Here is a 19,371-nt window from a genome sequence, read left to right on the forward strand (position 1 = left end):
AGGCCCGGTCAGGCGGCGACTTCGACCGCCTCAACGATGCGTTGCAGGACACCGTCCAGCAGGTCCATATCTTCTGCCTCGCCCATGACGCGAATCAGCGGCTCTGTCCCGGATTTGCGGATCAGCAGCCGCCCCGCACCGCCAAGCCGCCCTTCGCCATCCGCGATCGCGGCCTGAACCGCGTCGCTTTCCAGCGGTGTGCGCCCTTCTGCATAGCGGACATTCACAAGCTTTTGCGGAACCGGTTCGAAGACCGTGCTGAGGCGGCTGGCGGGCTCGCCCGTCTCGACCATCGCGGCCAGGAACTGCAGCGCCGCCAACAGGCCATCGCCGGTGGTGGCATGGTCGGTCATCACGATATGGCCGGATTGTTCACCGCCAAGGTTGAACCCCCCCGCCAGCATCCGTTCCACAACGTAGCGATCCCCGACCGAGGTCCGCTCCAGCGCGACGCCCATATCGTTCAGATAGCGTTCCAGCCCGAGGTTGGACATCACCGTTGCCACAAGCGTGTCATTGGCCAGCCGCCCTTCGGCCTTCCAGCGCCCGGCGATCAGCCCCATGATCTGATCGCCATCCGCCACGCGGCCGTTTTCGTCGATCAGGATCAGCCGGTCGGCATCCCCGTCCAGACAGATCCCGACATCGGCGCGGACCTGGCGGACCATCTCGGCAGCGGCTTCCGGATGGGTCGAGCCGCAATCCTGGTTGATGTTGTAGCCGTTCGGCTCCACGCCCATGGTTACGACCTCGGCGCCCAACTCCCACAGCACGGCGGGGGCGGTGCGGTAGGCGGCCCCATTGGCGCAATCCAGCACGATGCGCAGCCCATCCAGCCGGGTGCTGCGCGGGACCGAGCCCTTGGCGTATTCGACATAGCGGCCCTTGGCATCGTCATAGCGCCGCGCGCGGCCGATGTTCTGCGGCTGCGCGGGCGGGACACCTTCGTTCAGCAGGCGTTCGATTTCCGCTTCGGCGTCATCGGACAGCTTGAACCCATCGGGGCCGAAGAACTTGATCCCATTGTCTTCCGCCGGGTTGTGGCTGGCCGAGATCATCACCCCGACATCCGCCCGCAGGCTATGGGTCAGGTAGCCGATCGCCGGGGTCGGCACCGGGCCGAGCAGAAAGACATTCATCCCGGTCGAGGTGAAGCCGGCGGTCAGCGCGTTTTCCAGCATGTAGCCCGACAGACGGGTATCCTTGCCGATGACCACCCGGTGTTCCTGGCTGTCGCTGCGGAAATAGCGCCCTGCCGCAGCGGCCAGCCGCATCGCCACATCGGCAGTCATCGGCCATTTGTTGGCCTGGCCGCGCACCCCGTCGGTGCCGAACAATTTCTCTGCCATAAGCTGAGCCCCGATCCTGTGACGACCAGCGCAGAAGGCGCTGTATCTGGTCGTATAGGGCCTGTGCCGGCTGCTGTCCAACGCGGCCTGACAGGGCTGAAACTTTGCCCGTTTGTCCGGCGCGCACCCTCCCGTGGCGCCAAGCCGATGGCAATTTCGTGCAGACCCTCCGGGCGGCGAATTGATCCGGCCACGCAAGGCCGCTACCACTTGCCCGGCACGAACACTCGTTTTAGCAATTTTGACTGGACGCCTTGGCATGACAAAACCCATTTCCGACGTCACCCCGAATACCTGGGAATTTCTCCGCGACCCGATGATCAAACCCACGGGTTTCCGCGAATATGACGCGCGCTGGAAATACCCCGATGAAATCAACCTGCCGGGCATGACCGCCCTTGGCCTCGGCATCGGGACCCAGATGCACAAGCGCGGGATCGAGCCCGTGATGGCCGTCGGCAACGATTATCGCGACTATTCGCTGGCAATCAAGAATGCCCTGGTGCTGGGCCTGATCCAGGCCGGCGTGACGGTCAAGGACATCGGCCCCTGCATCACCCCGATGGCCTATTTCAGCAGCTTCCACCTGGGCGTGCCCGGCGTGGCCATGGTCACCGCCTCGCATAACCCGAACGGCTGGACCGGGGTGAAGATGGGCTTTGCCATGCCGCTGACCCATGGTCCGGACGAGATGTCCGAGCTGAAGGAGATCGTTCTGGAAGGCAAGGGCGAGGCCCGCGCCGGTGGCAGCTACGAATTCGTCGAGGGCGTCTTCGAGGCGTACATGGACGATCTGGTTGGCGATTTCAAAATGTCGCGCAAGCTGAAGGTTGTCTGCGCGTCGGGCAACGGCACCGCGGGCGCCTATGGCCCCGAGGTGCTGAGACGCATCGGCATCGAGGTGGTCGAAAGCCACAGCACGCTCGACTACACCTTCCCGCATTACAACCCGAACCCCGAAGCCATGGAAATGCTCCATGACATGTCCGACACGCTGAAGGCAGCCGGTGCGGATCTGGCGCTTGGCTTTGACGGCGACGGCGACCGTTGCGGCGTTGTGGATGACGAAGGCGAAGAGATCTTTGCCGACAAGGTCGGTGTCATCATGGCCCGTGACCTGATCAAGCTCTACCCCGGTTCGACCTTCGTGGCGGATGTGAAATCCACCGGCCTGTTCGCCAGCGATCCCGCGCTGATCGAAGGCGGCGCCAAGGCCGATTACTGGAAAACCGGTCACAGCCACATGAAGCGTCGTGTCCATGAACTGGGCGCTCTGGCAGGTTTCGAGAAATCCGGCCACTACTTCCTGGCCGAGCCGATCGGCAAGGGCTACGACGACGGCATGCGCGTTGCGGTCGAGATCTGCAAGCTGATGGATCGCAACCCGGACATGCAGATGTCGGACCTGCGCAAGGCCCTGCCCAAGACTTATTCGACGCCGACCATGTCGCCCTATGCTTCCGACGAAGAGAAGTACGGCATCCTGGATCGCATCGTCGCCCGCCTGGTCGCCGATACCCAGGCCAGCGGCAGCTTTGCCGGCAAACCCGTCAAGGAAGTCGTCACCGTGAACGGCGCACGCGTCATTCTGGAAAACGGCTCCTGGGGGCTGGTGCGGGCCTCTTCGAACACGCCGAACCTGGTGGTGGTCTGCGAAAGCTCGGAAAGCGAAGAGGAACTGCGGGCGATCTTCAAGGCGCTGGATGAAACGATCCGCACCGAGCCCGGTGTCGGGGACTACGACCAGACCTTCTGAAGCGGCCCTGCCCCGTTCCCTTCGGGGCGCATGACCGGATCAATTTCGAAAGCCGACGGATCGACAGGATCCGCCGGCTTTTTTATGGGCGCGCCGCGTCAGCGGACGATGAAATCGGCATGCAGCGCGCCGGCCGCCTTGATGCTTTTCAGGATGTCGATCATGTCACGCGGCGCCACGCCAAGGGCGTTGAGGCCGGCCACCACTTCGGACAGGGTGGTGCCACCGTCAACCTCAGCCAGGCCGATACCGGGTTCCTCGATGATGTCGGCCTGGGTGCGTGGGACCACGACGGTCTGACCTTCGGCAAAGGGATTTGGCTGCACGACCAGCGGTTCTTCCTGGATGCGCAGCGTCAGGTTGCCTTGCGACACCGCCACCCGGCTGATCCGCACGTCCTGACCCATGACGATGGTGCCGGAGCGTTGGTCGACCACGACCGTCGCCCGCGTTTCCGGTTCGACCCGGATGTTCTCGATCCGGCCAAGCGCATGGGCAGGAGACGGCATCCTGGTCTGCGCGATATCCAGTTGCACGGTGCCTGAATCCAGCATCACGGCGACTCCACGGCCGAAATCGCGGTTGATCGCCTGTTCGATCCGCCCGGCCGTGGTGAAATCGGGATTGCGCAGCGCCAGCCGCAGGCTGGTTAACGATGACAGCTGAAAGGCGACCTCGCGTTCGACCCGGGCGCCCGAGGGGATCACCCCGGCAGTCGGCACGCCCTGGATAACCTGCGCGCCATCCCCTTCGGCAGAGGCGCCTCCGGCGATGATCGTGCCCTGGGACACCGCGTAGATCTCTCCGTCTGCCGCGTTCAGCGGCGTCATGATCAACGTCCCGCCCAGCAGGCTGCTGGCGTCCCCGATGGCCGAGACCGTCACGTCGATCGTGCCCCCGGCGCGGGCAAAGGGCGGCAGGGTCGCCGTGACGAAAACAGCGGCCACATTCTTGGGGCGGAATTGTTCGCCGGTCACGTTGACGCCGAGCCGCTCCAGCACATTGCTCATGATCTCTTCGGTGAAGGGCGCATTGCGCAGCCCGTCGCCCGTGCCATTCAGCCCGACGACCAGACCGTAGCCGACAAGGTCATTGCCGCGCACCCCGTCGAATTCGACCAGATCCTTGATCCGGATCGGCGCGGCATGGCCCAGCTGAGGCAAGACCAGGAGAAGACACAGAAGCAGGCGATGCAACATCAGAGATAATCCGTCAGGGACAGGCGAGACAGCTTGACCGTCACCGCGTAGAGGCTTTCCAGCTGGAACTGGACGTCTTCCAGCCGGGTCGCGGTTTCGTAGGGATCGACCTCGAGCAGGTTGGTCCGGGCCATCAGGAAACTGGTCCGTTCCGCGGAAATCCTGACCATCCCCTCTTCGGCGCGCGACTGGGTGTAGCCGAGATCGGCGCGGATCCGCACCAGGGATTGCTGTTCAAAGGACATGCCCTCGCCCGCGGCGCCCAGCATTTCCTTCTGCAGCGCATCCGGGAATCCAAGCGCGCCGTCCCCGGCGAGTGCCGCCATGGCCGCATGTTTCAGCAGCACCCGGATCGCCGGATCATCGGCGCGCAAGTCCAGGTCCACGGTTTCCCCGGCCCCCAGTTGGAAGGGCGACAGCGACGTGGTTGCGCCCAGATAGGCGGTGGTTTCGTATCCGCCGCCCGTATCTTCGAACCAGGCATCAAGCTGGGCCTGAATGCCGGTCAGGGTGGTTTCCCCGGCGACGAGGACGCGCAATTCATCTAGTATCTCATCTGCGCTGATCAGGGCCGCCGTATCGGTATCGACACCCGAGAACATCGACCGCCCCGCGATATCGGTGTTGAGCGCGCTGACCATGACCCGCATGTCCTGCACAGCCCGGTCCGACACATTGCCGACCACGGACGAGAGGCCGGCATTTGAGGCGCTCATCGCGGCAAGCCCCAGATCCGACACCAGGTCCTGGAACTTGCCCAGCACGTTCTGCATGCCGTCGGTGAACAGGATCGCTTCGCCCGTCGCGTCTTCATAGGCGTCCAGCAGGGTCAGGTTGCGGTCGACATCGGCCAGGTAGGAATAGCTGCCCGACAGATGCCGGCCTATATCCGAGGTCTTGCCGCTGGACAGTTCCTCGACAAGCGAGCCCATCCGCGTCTTGAGATCGACATTCTGCTGACGCAGCATGAAGCTCTGTGCCAGGTCGCCTATGGAATTTATGGACATGACTTAGATCCCCATCAGAATATCGAGCATTTCCTCGATCGTTTGAACAAGCCGCGCATTGGCGGAATAAGTCTGTTCGACAAGCAGCATTCTCTGCATTTCGGCATCGGTATCGACCCCGTCCGTCAGCAGCCGCTCCTTAAGCTCTGCCGTCCGGGTATTGGCAAAGGCCAGGTCCTGATCTGCTGTATTTCGATCGCTAGAGACAATGGACATGAAACTGGAGCCGAGCGAGGTGGCCGACAGCGCCTCGGTCCCGAAAACGGCCGAGGTGGGCGTGCGCCGGGTGTTCAGCGCATCCTTCATGTCATAGATCAGGCTTGCGTCGCTGGCGCTGCCGGCGACAGTCGCGCCCAGCCCGTCGCGCAGGTGCCAGGTCGCCCCGCCCTGGTCGGGATCGACGATGGCATTGACCGCGATCCGCGCCGATACCCCGATCTCATCCGCTGAATCAAAGACCAAACCGCCATCGGTGAACAGACCCGCATCGCCCGCCGCGCGGGTCGTATCCACCCCGGCATCCTGGAACCGTTCGATCATGTCACGGGCTGCCGTGTCGAGATTGGCCTGCGCTTCGACCGCAAAGACATCGCGGATCTCGAACAGGGCCGACAGTCGGGCGCCGCCGATGGGATCGTTGATCGTATCGGTTTCCACTGCAATCCCGTTGATCGTAAGCCCCGACAGGAACCCGCTGTCCCGCGTCAGATGCGGGGTGATCGTATTGGTGCGGGTGAAATCCAGCGTCGCGGGCGAGCCGTCGATCAGGATTGCCCCGCCCGGCGTGTAAAGCGCGACAGATCCGTCGCCGCGATCCGCTTCGAGCACCGGGATGATTTCGGACAACTCATCGATCACCGACTGGCGATGGTCCCGCAGGGAATTGGCATCGTCCCCAAGGTTGATCGCCTTGCGGATCGAGACGTTCTGCGTATGGACCTGCTCCAGCAGCACATTTGTCCGATCCACGGTCGCATCGATTTCGGCATCGGCCTCTTCGCGGATCGTCTGGATACCGTCGGAAATGTCCTGGAACGTGTCTGCCAGGTCCGTGGCCGCATTCAGCACCCCCGTCAGACGTTCGGGCAGATCGGGCCGTGCGGCGGCCGAGATCAGGCTGGTTTCAAAGCCGGCCAGCCGGGAGACCAGCGAATCGGCGTCCTCCGGCGTACCAGTCAGCCCCTCCATCCTGGTCTGGTAGGTCGCGCTGGTCTCGGCATAGGCATTGCCGGACCCGGCCATCCGCCATTCGCTGACCAGCTTGTTGTCCATATGCCGGACAACGCCGTCGATCCTGACGCCGCCATAGCTGCCGACGCCACGGCTGGAAACTTCCAGTTCGCGGCGGCCATAGCCATCGTTCAGCGCGTTGGCGACATTCGACGATACGACAGAGGCCGCGCGTTGCGACATCGTCAGCCCGGAAAGGGCATTTGACAGGGCTCCGGACAAGCTCATCACTCAGGCCTTTCTGCTAGAGAGGAAAGGGCTGGCGCCGGTCAGGCGCCAACCGGACTTATCGTTTGATATTCGTGGTTTCCTGCAGCATCTCGTCCACGGTCTGGAAGACCTTGGCGTTGGAGGAATAGGCGCGCTGCGTACGGATCATGTCGGTCAGTTCGCCCGCCACATCGGTGCCCGATTCCTCGCGCGCATAAGACACGATATCCCCGGTCGGGCCGTCACCGGCATCCCAGAGGTAATAGGGTCCGCTGTCGGTCGTGGCGATATAGGTCTGGTAATCCATCGATTGCATGCCGTTCGGGTTCGAGACATCCGCCAGCGGCACCTGATAGAGGATCTGGACGTCACCGTTGTCGAAATTGGCCCGGACATAGCCGGTTGCATCCACCTCGACCCCGGTCAGCGTGCCGACCTCGGCCCCATCCTTGGAGATGCCTGTCGGGGCGAAGGTATCGGACAATTGGGTCAGACCATCGGTTGTGCCGAGCAGGCCCAGGTCGATCTCGATCGGGCCCCCGGCGACGGTGACCACGACCGTTCCGGTGGTCGTGTCATAGGCGGCACCGGCGGAGCCGAGCGTGACGCTTGCCAACGTGCCGCCGCCTGTCCGGGTATCGTTGAAGGTCAGGTCGTAGTCACCGACCAGCGTGCCATCGACCTCGTCCGTAATCTCCATCGTCCAGGCGTTGGAGGCGGTCGTTCCGGACACATCCGGCGTGAAGACGATGGTCAACGACTGCGCCTTGCCGAGATTGTCGAAATATTCGATCGACAATTGCGCGGGGTCGCCCGATGCGGTCGGCTCCGTCTCGGTCGCGGGCAGGTTCACGCCCAGCCCGATTTCGGTTGTGGGGTTGCCGGAGAAGGAGCTGGCGTCGATCTGGATCGGCTCCAGCCCCGTGTCCGTTTCACGCGACACGGCAGGGAAGCTGCCATCCGCCGAGGCCGGCCAGCCGAGCAGCATCAGCCCGCTGGCCGTGCGCAGATAGCCTTCTTCGTCCATTCGGAAAGATCCGGTCGTGGTCAGCATCATCTGGCTGAAGGTGCCGGTTGCCTCGACCTCGGTCGCGCTGGCGACGGGCAGCATGCCCCGTTCCCGCACCGCGAGGTCGGTCGCATTGTCAGTAGGCACGATGGATCGCCGTTGGTCGATAATGCGCATCGTTGACGCCCGGACGCCCCCGGCGGTATAGCCCGCGCCGCTTTCCCCCAGCACGAGCGAGTGGAAGTCGGTCTGCACCTTCTTGTAGCCATAGGTAGAGGAGTTCGCGATATTGTCTGCGATCGCGGCAAGGCGGGTCGCATTGCTTTGAAGGCCTGCGACACCCGCATTGAGGGATGAGGAAATAGTCATGGATACGCCTTTCTGCTGCGTCGACCTTTTCGTCTCGCAACAGAGCTAAGCGCGCTGCATTAAGATGCAGCTAACAACTAAAATCCTCGCTACTTCAGCCCAGCCAGGCCTGGGGCCAACCACAGTCAGCCGTTGTCGCGCAGGAGGATGATTTCCAGCCGATTATTCCTGGGGGACATGGGGTTACGAACCGCGATCTCGCGGTCCGCATGGCCGGTAACGCGCACGATGCGATCGTAATCAAGACCGCTGCCGGTCATCAACTGGCGCATCGCCTCGGCCCGGTCAGAGGACAGGGTCCATACCGGATTATCGTTCAGGACCAGCGGGCGCGCATGGACGTGGCCTTCGACGGCGATCTTGTTGTCCACCAGCGCCGAGACCCGCACCAGCATGCCAGCCAGTTGCACCAGAAGGTTGCGCGGTACGGTGGTTTCCTCGACGAAAAGGGTCGCATCCTCGTTGTCGAACAATTCGATCACCAGGCCTTCGTCCGTGACCCGCGTCACGATATGCTTGAGGATTTCGGGGTGCACATCGCTTTCCCCGGCCTTGCCGACCAACATTTCCTCGACCTGGCGCAATTCGGCGGTTTCCTCATCGAATTCCCGGTCATTCCGGCCGCTTGCCTGGGCTTCCTGCGTCGGATTGGCCGACGTCGCGCCAGTGCCGACCTGAGGAGTCGCGATCTCTGAAAAGACGCTTTCGCCGCCGAAGGCACCATCGCCACCCCCGGACACCGGACTGATTGCAATCGTCGGAGCGAAGTAATCCGCGAGTCCCTTGCGTTGTTGTTCCGTCGTCGCGTTCAACAGCCACATCAGAAGGAAGAAAGCCATCATAGCCGTCACGAAGTCGGCATAGGCCACCTTCCAGGCGCCGCCGTGGTGACCACCGCCGCTGACCTTTTTTACCTTCTTGATGATAACTGGCGCGACATTACCTTGCCCAGCCATATCCACCACCTGTAGTTCACCCACCTCCAGACCTAGCCGAGGCGCATTGCAGAGAGCTTAACAGCCGCAATTTTCCCTATTTGGCAGGACCCCGGCTTCGCGAAGATCCGAAGGAACCGTTCCTTAACCAAGCCTGCCCTAGCTGGGCGGATCATGATTGAAACCACTCTGGACGACTCATGCGATATCCTTGTCCTCGGCAGTCGGGGACGGGCGGGGCGTTTGCTACGGTGCCTTTGCCCCCACCCGACACCGGGCGATCCCCTCCGCCTGCGTTGGCAAAGCCGCCGGGGCGGGGACGGATACCTTGCCTGGCAGCCAGGTCTGCCCCCGCCGCAGGGGCTGCGGGCGAAAACGATCCTGGCGCTCTGGGGTGTGACGTCGGGCTGCGATGCGGCGCTGCGGGTCAATAGTGAACTGGCTTGCGCAGCTCTGGAACTGGCGGGGCAGATCGGGGCCGAGCGTGTCCTGCACCTGTCCAGCGCCGCGGTCTATGGCGCTGGACAGGTGCATCCTGCTCGGGAAGACGGTGAAACCCGCCCCCTGTCGCCTTATGGCGCCGCGAAGCTGGGGATGGAGGCTGCAATCGCGGCCTGGCACAGGAATACCCCTCGGGCGCCGGTTGCCAGTGTCATCCTGCGGCTCGCCAATCTGGCGGGGGCGGACATGCTGTTCGGCAACCTCGGAAAGGGCGGCGGCATGGTTCTGGATCGCTTTGCCGATGGGCAGGGGCCAAGTCGCAGCTATCTTGCCCCGCGCGACATGCTTGCCGTGGTTGCCGCCTTGCACCGCCACAAGGGCGCCCTGCCGCCGGTGCTGAACGTCGCCGGACACCACGCCGTACCGATGGCGGATATCCTGAGCGCGGCCGGCTGCGCCTTCGGCTGGCGTGCCGCACCAGAAGGGGCGCTGCAATGCCTCGAGATGGAGAGCGCCTTGCTGGACGGATTGACAGGGCCGCTGTCTGACAGCAGCGATGCCCGATGCCTGGTCGCACAATGGCGCGAAGGGCAACAGCCGTGACCCCGTGGAAACGTCTTCTGGACCTGACGGGGGCACTGCTGGTGCTGGCGCTGCTCTGGCCCGTGATACTGACCGTGGCGGCCGTGATCCTGTGGCGCGATGGCAGGCCGGTCCTGCATATCTCGGAACGGATGCGCGCGCCCGGCCGGGCCTTCAGGCTGATCAAGTTCCGCACCATGCAGCCCAGCGCCGGGGATCGCGGTGTGTCGGGCGGTGACAAGGCCGGGCGCATAACCCGCACCGGAGCCTTGCTGCGCCGCTACCGGCTCGATGAATTGCCTCAGGTCTGGAATGTGCTGCGCGGCGACATGAGCCTGGTCGGCCCCCGCCCGCCCCTGCGCCAATATGTCGAGGCCTTCCCGGATATCTACGGAGCTGTCCTGGCCTGCCGCCCCGGCCTGACCGGCCTTGCCAGCCTTGAATTCCACGCCCGCGAAGAAGCGCTTTTGTACCCCTGCCGCAGCCCCGAGGAAACCGAGCATGTCTATGTGCACCGCTGCATCCCCGCCAAGGCGCGGCTGGACATGATCTATTGCCGACGCCGGTCTCTGGCGCTCGATCTGACCCTGTTGGGGAGGACCTTTTTGCGGCTGCTACCCCGACGTGGGCCGTAAAACGGCGCGCGTTATCGGAATGGTTACCGCTTTGGACCACATCCTGGGGGACCGGATCGAAGACGGATGGCCGGCACCGGGAAGGCCGAAAGGGAACAGACTGCAGCAATGAACATGCGTTTCGTCACAAGGCTCGGACGCTCTGAAAAGGCGGTGATCCTGCTGCTGCTGGACGGCCTGACGGCGCTCGCCGCGCTTGCCTTGTCCGCAGGTGTGCTCGCCCCCGGCGCCCCCGGCCCGCTGGCCGCGCCCCGCTTTGCGGTTGCGGTGCTGCTGGCCGCGGTTCTGGTCAGCCGCTACCTCGGGCTGCACCGGATGCAGCTTCTGGCCTATGAAAAGCACGGGATGGTCGAAACCTGTATCGTGGCGGCCGGGCTTTCGGCTGCCTGCGCCCTGGCCAATTCATTGCCCGGCCCACGGTTGGACCCCGTGCAGATCCTGCTGGTCGGTCTGCTGTTCCTTGCGCTGTCCTTTGCCGCACGGCTGGGGCTGCTGCGCGTGACGGCGCTGCTCTACCGCCTTGCGCGGACCCGAAAGCGGCTGCTGATCTATGGCGCGGGGCGCACCGGTCGGCAACTGGCCGCGGCGCTGGACGCCGATGACAGTTTCCGCCCCGTCGCCTTCATCGACGACAACCCCCGCCTACAAAGCCTGACGATCGCCGGATTGCAGGTGTTTTCGCCGCTGCGTCTCGCCAACCTGGTGCAGCGGCTCGATATCGACGCCATCGTTCTGGCACTTCCCCCCGATGCCCGCCGTCACAAGACGCAGGCCCTTGCGGCCTCGGAATGTGACGTGCTGTCCCTGCCGTCCGTCTCGGACCTGCTGAACGGACGGGCCGAGGTCCGGCACAATTGCAACCTGCCCCTGCAGGATCTTCTGGGGCGCAAGAACCTCGATGACGAGATCCCCGAGGCTGGCGACATCTATCGTGGCAAGGTGGTGCTGGTCACCGGCGCGGGGGGCTCCATCGGGTCGGAACTATGCCGCCAGATCGCCGCGCTCGGCCCGGCGCGGCTGATCCTGCTCGATCATTCGGAACTGGCGCTCTACACGATTGCGCGCGAGTTGACCGAAACCTGGCCTGCGCTGCCGCTGACCCAGACGCTCGGCTCCATCTGCGAAGCCAGGCTGGTGCAAGACCTGCTGCCGGGGGTCGAGGTGGTGCTGCATGCAGCCGCCTATAAACACGTCCCACTGGTGCAGCAGAACATGCTGGAAGGGCTGCGCAACAACGTGCTGGGCACCCGCGTTCTGGCCAGGGCCGCCGCCGACGCCGGTGTCGACCGGTTCCTCCTTGTATCCTCGGACAAGGCCGTGCGCCCTACGGGCGTCATGGGCGCGACCAAGCGCCTTTGCGAGGAAATCGTTCAGGACCTGGCCGCACGGCGCAGGGGCACGCAATTCGCCATGGTGCGTTTCGGCAATGTCATGGGTTCCTCCGGGTCTGTCATTCCCCTGTTCGAGAACCAGATCGCCCGTGGCGGCCCCGTCACGGTCACCCATCCCGAGGTGACCCGCTATTTCATGACCGTGACCGAGGCCGTCCGGCTGGTCCTGATCGCCGGTTCCTTCAGCCGGGGCGGCGATGTTTTCGCGCTGGACATGGGTGCGCCGGTCCGCATCCTTCAGGTCGCGCGGCAGATGATCCTCGGCACAGGCCTGACGATCCGCGACCCCGCCACCCAGCGCGGCGATATCGAGATCCGCATCACCGGGTTGCGCGACGGCGAGAAATTACACGAGGAACTCTTTATCGGCTCGGATATGCTGCCGACCCCCCATGTCCGGATCCTGCGCGCGCAGGAAGACCACCTGTCCCAGACCGAGGTCGCCGCTGCCCTCGCTGATCTGTCCCGCGCCATCGAGACCCGCGATGAAGATCTGGCAAATGCCACCCTTCACAAATGGGTCTACGCGCCCCCCGGTCCGTCACCCCGGACCGAGCTTTCACATCGCGCCGGACGCAGAACCCCGGGGCGCAAACTCAGGCTCTGAAAGGCAGCAAACGCTCGGGCTCAGGCCTCGAAGCTGAAAGCCCGCGCCGGTGGCGGCGGGCTGCGTCAGTCGAAATGCACGGTCTTGTCCGCCATGCCCCGCACCCAATAGCCCGCGCTTTTTCTCCAGCCAGCGGATGATCCCTGGCGGTGAACCGGGCACGGACAGCCTTGGCAACAGAGGCTTCGGCGGCGATCCAGAGGAACCTGGGCGCGGCAAGATCGAGCGCCCGCACGGCGGCCGGCAACACCTCGGGGTCGGCGCTTTGCTGATCCGGCTGTTTGGACGGGTCGCGCACGGCGGCAATCCTCTGCGCGCTATCGCCCCCCCGGGCTTTCTCTGTGAAACGGCCCATGGCGGGCAGCGCAGTTTCACCCCCGATCAACAGCCAGTTGTGGACCCCCGAGACCTCGCGGGACCCGCGCGAACCACCGGCGGTCAAGCTGTCCCCCACAGCGACATTCTGCGCCCCTTCGGTCGCCCGCCCCGCAGCATGGACAGCGAAATCCAAAACCAGTTCGCAGGCTTCACTGTCCTACCGGCGCCCTGAGCATTTTTGGGAATTCGAAGTGGGAACACCCATGGCCGGACCTACCCCTTCTGATCCTTTTGATCAAAGAGACGCCCACCCAGCCGTGTCGCCTTTCGGATGCGCTTTCCGAAATTTCGCAATGGCGCGTGTGGCCCCCGGCGACGGCCTGCGTCGGGCCCACCCGCGAAAGCGTCGGCCCCGAGCCTTTCCAAGACCCGCCGCCTGTGTTTGAAAGAACCAAATTCCAACAGAGGTCTCCCACATGAAAACCCGCGCAGCCGTTGCCTTCGAGGCGAAGAAACCCCTTGAGATCGTCGAGCTTGACCTGGAAGGTCCCAAAGCGGGCGAAGTTCTGGTCGAGATCATGGCAACCGGCATCTGCCACACCGACGCCTACACCCTTGACGGCCTCGACAGCGAAGGCCTGTTCCCTTCGGTCCTCGGCCACGAAGGCGCCGGCATCATCCGTGCCGTCGGCCCCGGCGTGACCAGCGTCAAGCAGGACGATCACGTCATCCCGCTTTACACACCCGAATGCCGCCAGTGCAAAAGCTGCCTGTCGGGCAAGACCAACCTCTGCACCGCCATCCGCGCCACCCAGGGCAAGGGCCTGATGCCCGACGGCACCTCGCGCTTCAGCTACAAGGGCGAGACGATCTATCATTACATGGGTTGCTCGACCTTCTCGAACTTCACCGTGCTGCCTGAAATCGCCGTGGCGAAGATCCGCGAAGACGCGCCCTTCAACACGTCCTGCTACATCGGCTGCGGCGTCACCACCGGCGTCGGCGCGGTGACCAACACGGCCAAGGTCACGCCCGGCTCCAACGTGGTGGTCTTCGGTCTGGGCGGCATCGGGCTGAACGTCCTGCAGGCCGCCCGCATGGTCGGCGCCGACAAGATCATCGGCGTGGACATCAACGACAGCAAGGAAGACTGGGGTCGCAAGTTCGGCATGACCCACTTCGTGAACCCCACCAGGATCGACGACGATATCGTATCCGAACTGGTCAAGCTGACCGATGGCGGCGCCGATTACACCTTTGACTGCACCGGCAACACCACCGTGATGCGCCAGGCGCTCGAGGCCTGCCACCGCGGTTGGGGCGTCTCCACCGTGATCGGCGTGGCCGAAGCGGGCAAGGAAATCTCCACCCGTCCCTTCCAGCTTGTCACGGGCCGCGTCTGGCAGGGTTCGGCCTTCGGCGGCGCCAAGGGGCGCACCGACGTGCCGAAGATCGTCGACTGGTACATGAACGGCAAGATCGAGATCGACTCGATGATCACCCACCAGCTGACCCTGGAAGAGATCAACAAGGGCTTCGACCTGATGCACGCCGGGGAATCGATCCGTTCCGTGGTGGTCTACTGATGAAGACCGTCAGCACCAACAAGACCTTCGGCGGCAGCCAGGGGGTCTATACCCATGCATCGACGGAAACGGGGACAGAGATGACATTCTCCGTTTTCGTCCCCGACCATGCACCGGGAGAGAACCTGCCGGTGGTCTGGTATCTGTCCGGACTGACCTGCACCCACGCCAATGTCACCGAAAAGGGCGATTTTCGCGCCCATTGCGCCCGCCATCGGCTGATCTTCGTCGCGCCGGATACCTCTCCGCGCGGCGAAGGCGTGCCGGACGACGGCGACGCGGCCTATGACTTCGGTCTCGGAGCCGGGTTCTACGTCAATGCGACGCAGGGCCCCTTTGCCGCCAACTACCGCATGCGGGCCTATGTCGAAGACGAGCTTCCGGCCCTGATCGCCGCCGAATTCCCATCTGACATGACGCGCCAGGGGATCATGGGCCACTCCATGGGCGGTCACGGCGCTCTGACCATCGCCTTGCGCAACCCGGACCGCTACAAGGCGGTTTCCGCCTTCGCGCCCATCGTCTCGCCGCTGAACTGCCCCTGGGGCGAAAAGGCCCTGACCGGCTATATCGGCGCAGACCGGGACCAATGGCGCGCCTATGACGCCTGCGCGCTGATCAAGGACGGCGCCCGCCTGCCCGACTTGCTTGTCGACCAGGGCACCGCGGATGGCTTCCTTGAGGACCAGCTGAAACCGGAACTACTGGTCGCGACCTGCACCGCTGCGGATCAGCCCCTGACCCTGCGGATGCAGGAAGGCTACGATCACAGCTACTACTTCATCTCGACCTTCATGGGCGACCACCTCGACTGGCACGCTGCCCGGCTCAAGGCCTGACGACCTGCGCCCGGACCCTTCAGTCCGGGCCGGGCCCCCGACGACCGCTCTTCATCATCTGGCCGAAAATACTCCCGGGGTGAATTGAGCCCCAGGGGCTCAAGAGGGGGCAGCGCCCCCTCCCTCCAGCCTCAGCCCATCCGTTCGGAAGCATAGGACCCCGGGCTCGCCGGGAAGACCACGGTCTTGTTGCCGTTCAGGAACACCCGGTGGTGGATATGCGCGTGGATCGCGCGCGCCAGCACCTGGCTTTCGACGTCCCGTCCCAGCGACACGTAATCGGGCGCAGATTGCGCATGGGTCACCCGCACCGTGTCCTGTTCGATGATCGGACCCTCGTCGAGGTCGGCGGTCACGTAATGCGAGGTCGCCCCGATCAGCTTCACACCGCGCTCATAGGCCTGCTTGTAGGGGTTGGCGCCCTTGAAGCTGGGCAGGAACGAGTGGTGGATATTGATGATCCGGCCTGACATCTTCTGGCACATCTCGTCCGAAAGGATCTGCATGTAGCGCGCCAGCACGATCAGCTCGGCCCCGGTGTCGCGCACCACGTCCATGATCGCGGCCTCGGCCTGGGGCTTGTTCTCCTTTGTCACGCGGATCTGGTGGAACGGCAGGTCATGGTTCACCACGACCTTCTGGTAATCGAAATGGTTGCTGATGACGCCGACGATCTCGATCGGCAGCGCACCGATCCGCCAGCGGTACAGCAGGTCGTTCAGGCAATGCCCGAAGCGCGACACCATCAGGATGACCTTCATCTTGTGATCCGGGTCGTGGATCGCCCAGTCCATGCCGAAATCCTCGGCAATCGCGGCGTACCCTTCGCGCAGCCCCTCCAGCGTCGCGCCGGTCTCGCTGACGAAGGTGACACGGGCAAAGAACATGCCCGTCTCGGTATCGTCGAACTGCGCGAGGTCCCGGATATTGCAACCCGTCTCGGCAAGGAAACCCGAGATCCGGGCAACGATGCCCCGCCGCGTCGGGCAGGTGACGGTCAGGATGAATTCGCTCATTGAAGGTCGTCCTTGTCAGGAGGGGAAAGGGGTCAGGCGGTCAGGCCTTCGGGTTCGGGCAACCCATTGGCACGGCAACAGGCGGTAAGGGTATTGGCCAGCAGGCAGGCGATGGTCATCGGACCGACGCCGCCGGGCACGGGTGTGATCGCGCCGGCAACCTCGACAGCGCTGTCGAAGTCCACGTCGCCGACAAGCCGCGTCTTGCCTTCGCCCTTCTCGGGCGCCGGAATGCGGTTGATGCCCACGTCGATGACGGTGGCGCCGGGCTTGATCCAGTCGCCGGGCACCATCTGCGCGCGCCCCACGGCGGCCACCAGGATATCGGCACGCCGGCAGACCTCGGCCAGGTCCTTCGTGCGGCTGTGCGCGATGGTCACGGTGCAGCTGTCGCCCAGCAGAAGCTGCGCCATCGGCTTGCCGACGATGTTGGACCGGCCCACGACGACGGCGGTCTTGCCGCTCAGATCGCCAAGGTGATCGCGCAGCATCATCAGGCAGCCAAGCGGCGTGCAGGGCACCATGGCCTTCTGCCCGGTCCCCAGCAGCCCAACGTTCAGCACGTGGAACCCGTCCACGTCCTTCGCCGGATCGATGGCCGCCAGCACCTTGGCCTCGTCGACATGCTTGGGCAGCGGCAATTGCACGAGGATCCCATGCACCGCCGGATCGGCGTTCAGCTTTTCGACCAGCGCCAGCAAGTCGGCCTCGGGCGTGGTGTCGTCCAGCTTGTGCTCGTAAGAGTTCATCCCCGCCTCGACGGTCTGCTTGCCCTTCGAGCGGACATAGACCTGGCTCGCCGGGTCTTCCCCGACCAGCACGACCGCCAGACCCGGCGTGATGCCATGGGCGTCCTTCAGGGCAGCCACCCCGGTGGCGACATCGGCACGGACGCGGGCGGCGAAAGCTTTGCCATCAATCAGTGTAGCAGTCATCTTGTCCTCGGCATTTCGTTGCAACAGGCCGCCTCGCCGTACCGGAAATTCCTCCGAAGCAACAGGGCAGGCTAAGTCAGGCCCGACCTGTTTGAGGTCAAGACCGTCGCCTGGCGACCTCCTGCGTCCTCTACGGGGAAAAAGTTTCCGAAATGCGTCCGCGAAAGCCGAGGGTGCGCCGAAGTCAGGGTCTACTGCCCGTCAAAGCGCCACTTGCCGGCACCCAGGACGGGCCCGGCCCGGTCCAGCTTCAGATCACTACGGGAAAAAACGATCGGGCTGCGGATCCCGGCGATGCCTTCCGGGGCGATCTGCATGCCCCGCGCGGCCACCTGGGGATCGGACAGGGCCTCGGAAACCGAATTGATCGGCCCACCGGGCACGCCCGCCCCTTCCAGTCCCGCGATCAGCTCTGCCTTGCTGCGGGCAGCGGTGCGCTCTGCCAGCAAGGGCGTCAGCACATCGCGATGCGCCACCCGTGCGGGGTTTGTCGCGAACCGCGGATCCCCGGCCAATTCCTCCAGCCCCAGCAGACCGCAAAGCGCGCCGAACTGCCGGTCGTTGCCACAGGCGATGATCAGGTGCCCGTCCGAGGTCGGAAAGACCTGGTAGGGCACGATATTGGGATGCGCATTGCCCAGCCGCGTCGGATCCTGCCCGCCTAGCAGGAAATTCATTGCCTGGTTGGCCAGCACCCCGACGCCGCTGTCCAGCAGCGACAGGTCGACCTGCTGGCCCTTGCCCGACCGCGCCCGCTCGGCCAGGGCCGCCTGCACGCCGATCACCCCGTAAAGCCCGGTGAAAATGTCGATCCAGGCCACGCCGATCTTCTGCGGATCGCCCTGCGGATCGCCAGTCAGGTCCATGATCCCGCACATGCCCTGGATCAGGAAATCATAGCCCGGTTGCGCCGCGCGCGGCCCCTCCTGCCCGAAGCCCGTGATGCTGGCATAGACCAGACCGGGGTTGCGCGCCGCCACGCTGACGTAATCCAGCCCGAACTTCTTCAACCCGTCCAGCTTGAAGTTCTCGATCACCACGTCGGCCTCGTCGATCAGCGCCTTCACCCGTTCCAGGTCCTCCGCATCGCCGAAATCGCAGATGACCGAGGTCTTGCCACGGTTCGCCGCGTGGAAATAGGCCGCCACCGTCTCGACCCCGCCCTGCCCGTCGTCGCGCTCGACGAACGGCGGACCCCAGCGCCTGGTGTCGTCCCCGGCGGGGCTCTCGACCTTGATGACCTCGGCCCCGAGATCCGCCAGCACCTGCCCCAGCCAGGGCCCGGCCAGGATCCGCGCCAGTTCAACCACCTTCACCCCTGCAAGCGGTGCCTCTGCCATGCCGTTCCCCTTTGTCATCCCTTACACGGGCCGCGACCTTGATCCGCCCTGCGCATACCTACAGGGCCAAAGCCGCGACTTGTAACAAGAAATGATCATCCCTTCATGCGCGCCACGCATGACCTGCCCCGATCACACCCTGCGCGGACCATAAACGGGAACGCCGCCCCGATCCCGGAGCGGCGCCTTCACCAGACCCTTCAAGAACCTCAGGCCTCGAACCCGACCAGCACCGGATCGGAATGATCAACGCTCGGCGGTTCGGTAAAGAACGGCCCGGCCAGCGCACGCCATTGCTGGAACCCCTCCGAATTCCGGAACCCCACGGTATGGGCCTCCAGCGTATCCCAAAGGATGATCAGCCGGAACATCCCCGGCGTCTCGATCACCTTCTCGACACGCATCGCCCGGCAGCCCTCGGCCGCCTTGAAGAACGGCACCGCCTTGCCGACCGCTTCCAGGAATTCCGCCTCTTTCACGGGGTCGATCATCAATTGCGCAACTTCACGGATCATATTTCTCGCCTTCACATAGCTCATCAAAGCGTTTCGCAACCCGGACCCGTTGTCCCGATAGCCCGCTCAGCTCCTTGTCTCACATGTCTCTTCCGCCCGGTC

Annotated in this window: 17 protein-coding genes; 6 read left to right on the top strand and 11 right to left on the bottom strand. The window is 64.3% G+C overall.

Annotation, left to right across the window (positions count from 1 at the left end; genetic code table 11):
- Positions 1-8: 8 nt before the first annotated feature.
- Positions 9-1,349: a phosphoglucosamine mutase gene (gene glmM / locus PSAL_RS13000; RefSeq protein ID WP_119841055.1), complete on the bottom strand. Its 1,341-nt coding sequence runs from the start codon at positions 1,347-1,349 to the stop codon at positions 9-11.
- Positions 1,350-1,608: 259 nt separating this feature from the next.
- Here glmM and PSAL_RS13005 point away from each other — a divergent pair, with 259 nt between their 5' ends.
- Positions 1,609-3,105, top strand: a complete 1,497-nt coding sequence (locus tag PSAL_RS13005; protein WP_119841056.1) for a phosphomannomutase/phosphoglucomutase — start codon at positions 1,609-1,611, stop codon at positions 3,103-3,105.
- Positions 3,106-3,203: 98 nt separating this feature from the next.
- On the opposite strand, the gene PSAL_RS13010 is transcribed toward PSAL_RS13005, so the two are convergent.
- From PSAL_RS13010 to PSAL_RS13030, 5 genes are all read right to left on the bottom strand, one after another.
- The gene (locus PSAL_RS13010) at positions 3,204-4,304 is read right to left on the bottom strand and encodes a flagellar basal body P-ring protein FlgI (protein ID WP_119841057.1); all 1,101 of its coding nucleotides are present in this window, start codon (positions 4,302-4,304) and stop codon (positions 3,204-3,206) included.
- Positions 4,304-5,311 carry a flagellin gene (locus PSAL_RS13015; protein WP_119841058.1) on the bottom strand — a complete coding sequence of 336 codons (1,008 nt, stop codon included), beginning with the start codon at positions 5,309-5,311 and terminating at the stop codon, positions 4,304-4,306. The genes PSAL_RS13010 and PSAL_RS13015 overlap by 1 nt, the downstream gene beginning before the upstream one ends.
- Positions 5,312-5,314: 3 nt before the next feature.
- Positions 5,315-6,769, bottom strand: a complete 1,455-nt coding sequence (gene flgK / locus PSAL_RS13020; RefSeq protein ID WP_119841059.1) for a flagellar hook-associated protein FlgK — start codon at positions 6,767-6,769, stop codon at positions 5,315-5,317.
- A gap of 58 nt (positions 6,770-6,827) precedes the next feature.
- Entirely contained in the window at positions 6,828-8,129 is a 1,302-nt protein-coding gene (locus PSAL_RS13025; RefSeq protein WP_119841060.1) for a flagellar hook protein FlgE, read from the bottom strand.
- A 125-nt stretch (positions 8,130-8,254) separates the two neighbouring features.
- Positions 8,255-9,085, bottom strand: a complete 831-nt coding sequence (locus PSAL_RS13030; RefSeq protein WP_119841061.1) for a flagellar motor protein MotB — start codon at positions 9,083-9,085, stop codon at positions 8,255-8,257.
- 153 nt (positions 9,086-9,238) lie between these two features.
- Here PSAL_RS13030 and PSAL_RS13035 point away from each other — a divergent pair, with 153 nt between their 5' ends.
- The 3 genes from PSAL_RS13035 to PSAL_RS13045 all read left to right on the top strand — a co-directional run bounded on the left by PSAL_RS13035 (position 9,239) and on the right by PSAL_RS13045 (position 12,720).
- Positions 9,239-10,108, top strand: coding sequence for an NAD-dependent epimerase/dehydratase family protein (locus PSAL_RS13035; protein WP_119841062.1), 870 nt, complete (start codon positions 9,239-9,241; stop codon positions 10,106-10,108).
- The gene (locus tag PSAL_RS13040; protein ID WP_119841063.1) at positions 10,105-10,722 is read left to right on the top strand and encodes a sugar transferase; all 618 of its coding nucleotides are present in this window, start codon (positions 10,105-10,107) and stop codon (positions 10,720-10,722) included. Before PSAL_RS13035 ends, PSAL_RS13040 begins: the two co-directional genes overlap by 4 nt.
- Positions 10,723-10,830: 108 nt before the next feature.
- Positions 10,831-12,720, top strand: a complete 1,890-nt coding sequence (locus PSAL_RS13045) for a polysaccharide biosynthesis protein (protein ID WP_119841201.1) — start codon at positions 10,831-10,833, stop codon at positions 12,718-12,720.
- Here the strand turns inward: PSAL_RS13045 and PSAL_RS19385 are convergent.
- On the bottom strand, positions 12,710-13,174 hold the full coding sequence (locus PSAL_RS19385; protein ID WP_408004213.1) for an SIP domain-containing protein: 465 nt from the start codon (positions 13,172-13,174) through the stop codon (positions 12,710-12,712). The two genes, PSAL_RS13045 and PSAL_RS19385, sit on opposite strands and share 11 nt — an antisense overlap.
- Positions 13,175-13,514: 340 nt before the next feature.
- On the opposite strand from PSAL_RS19385, the gene PSAL_RS13055 reads away from it, so the two are divergent.
- Positions 13,515-14,624 (top strand): S-(hydroxymethyl)glutathione dehydrogenase/class III alcohol dehydrogenase, encoded by a 1,110-nt coding sequence (locus tag PSAL_RS13055; protein WP_119841065.1) that lies wholly within the window; start codon positions 13,515-13,517, stop codon positions 14,622-14,624.
- Positions 14,624-15,463 carry an S-formylglutathione hydrolase gene (gene fghA / locus PSAL_RS13060; RefSeq protein WP_119841066.1) on the top strand — a complete coding sequence of 280 codons (840 nt, stop codon included), beginning with the start codon at positions 14,624-14,626 and terminating at the stop codon, positions 15,461-15,463. Before PSAL_RS13055 ends, fghA begins: the two co-directional genes overlap by 1 nt.
- 131 nt (positions 15,464-15,594) lie before the next feature.
- Here fghA and purU read toward each other — a convergent pair whose 3' ends face one another.
- The 4 genes from purU to PSAL_RS13080 all read right to left on the bottom strand — a co-directional run bounded on the left by purU (position 15,595) and on the right by PSAL_RS13080 (position 19,269).
- A complete protein-coding gene (purU, locus tag PSAL_RS13065) occupies positions 15,595-16,479 on the bottom strand; it encodes a formyltetrahydrofolate deformylase (protein WP_119841067.1) in 885 nt (294 codons plus the stop codon).
- 32 nt (positions 16,480-16,511) lie between these two features.
- A complete protein-coding gene (gene folD, locus PSAL_RS13070) occupies positions 16,512-17,414 on the bottom strand; it encodes a bifunctional methylenetetrahydrofolate dehydrogenase/methenyltetrahydrofolate cyclohydrolase FolD (protein WP_119841202.1) in 903 nt (300 codons plus the stop codon).
- A 191-nt stretch (positions 17,415-17,605) separates the two neighbouring features.
- Positions 17,606-18,754 carry a CaiB/BaiF CoA transferase family protein gene (locus tag PSAL_RS13075; RefSeq protein ID WP_119841068.1) on the bottom strand — a complete coding sequence of 383 codons (1,149 nt, stop codon included), beginning with the start codon at positions 18,752-18,754 and terminating at the stop codon, positions 17,606-17,608.
- Positions 18,755-18,963: 209 nt separating this feature from the next.
- Entirely contained in the window at positions 18,964-19,269 is a 306-nt protein-coding gene (locus PSAL_RS13080) for an antibiotic biosynthesis monooxygenase family protein (protein ID WP_119841069.1), read from the bottom strand.
- Between the last annotated feature and the right edge of the window lie 102 nt (positions 19,270-19,371).

The organism is Pseudooceanicola algae (assembly GCF_003590145.2).
Lineage (GTDB): Bacteria > Pseudomonadota > Alphaproteobacteria > Rhodobacterales > Rhodobacteraceae > Pseudooceanicola > Pseudooceanicola algae.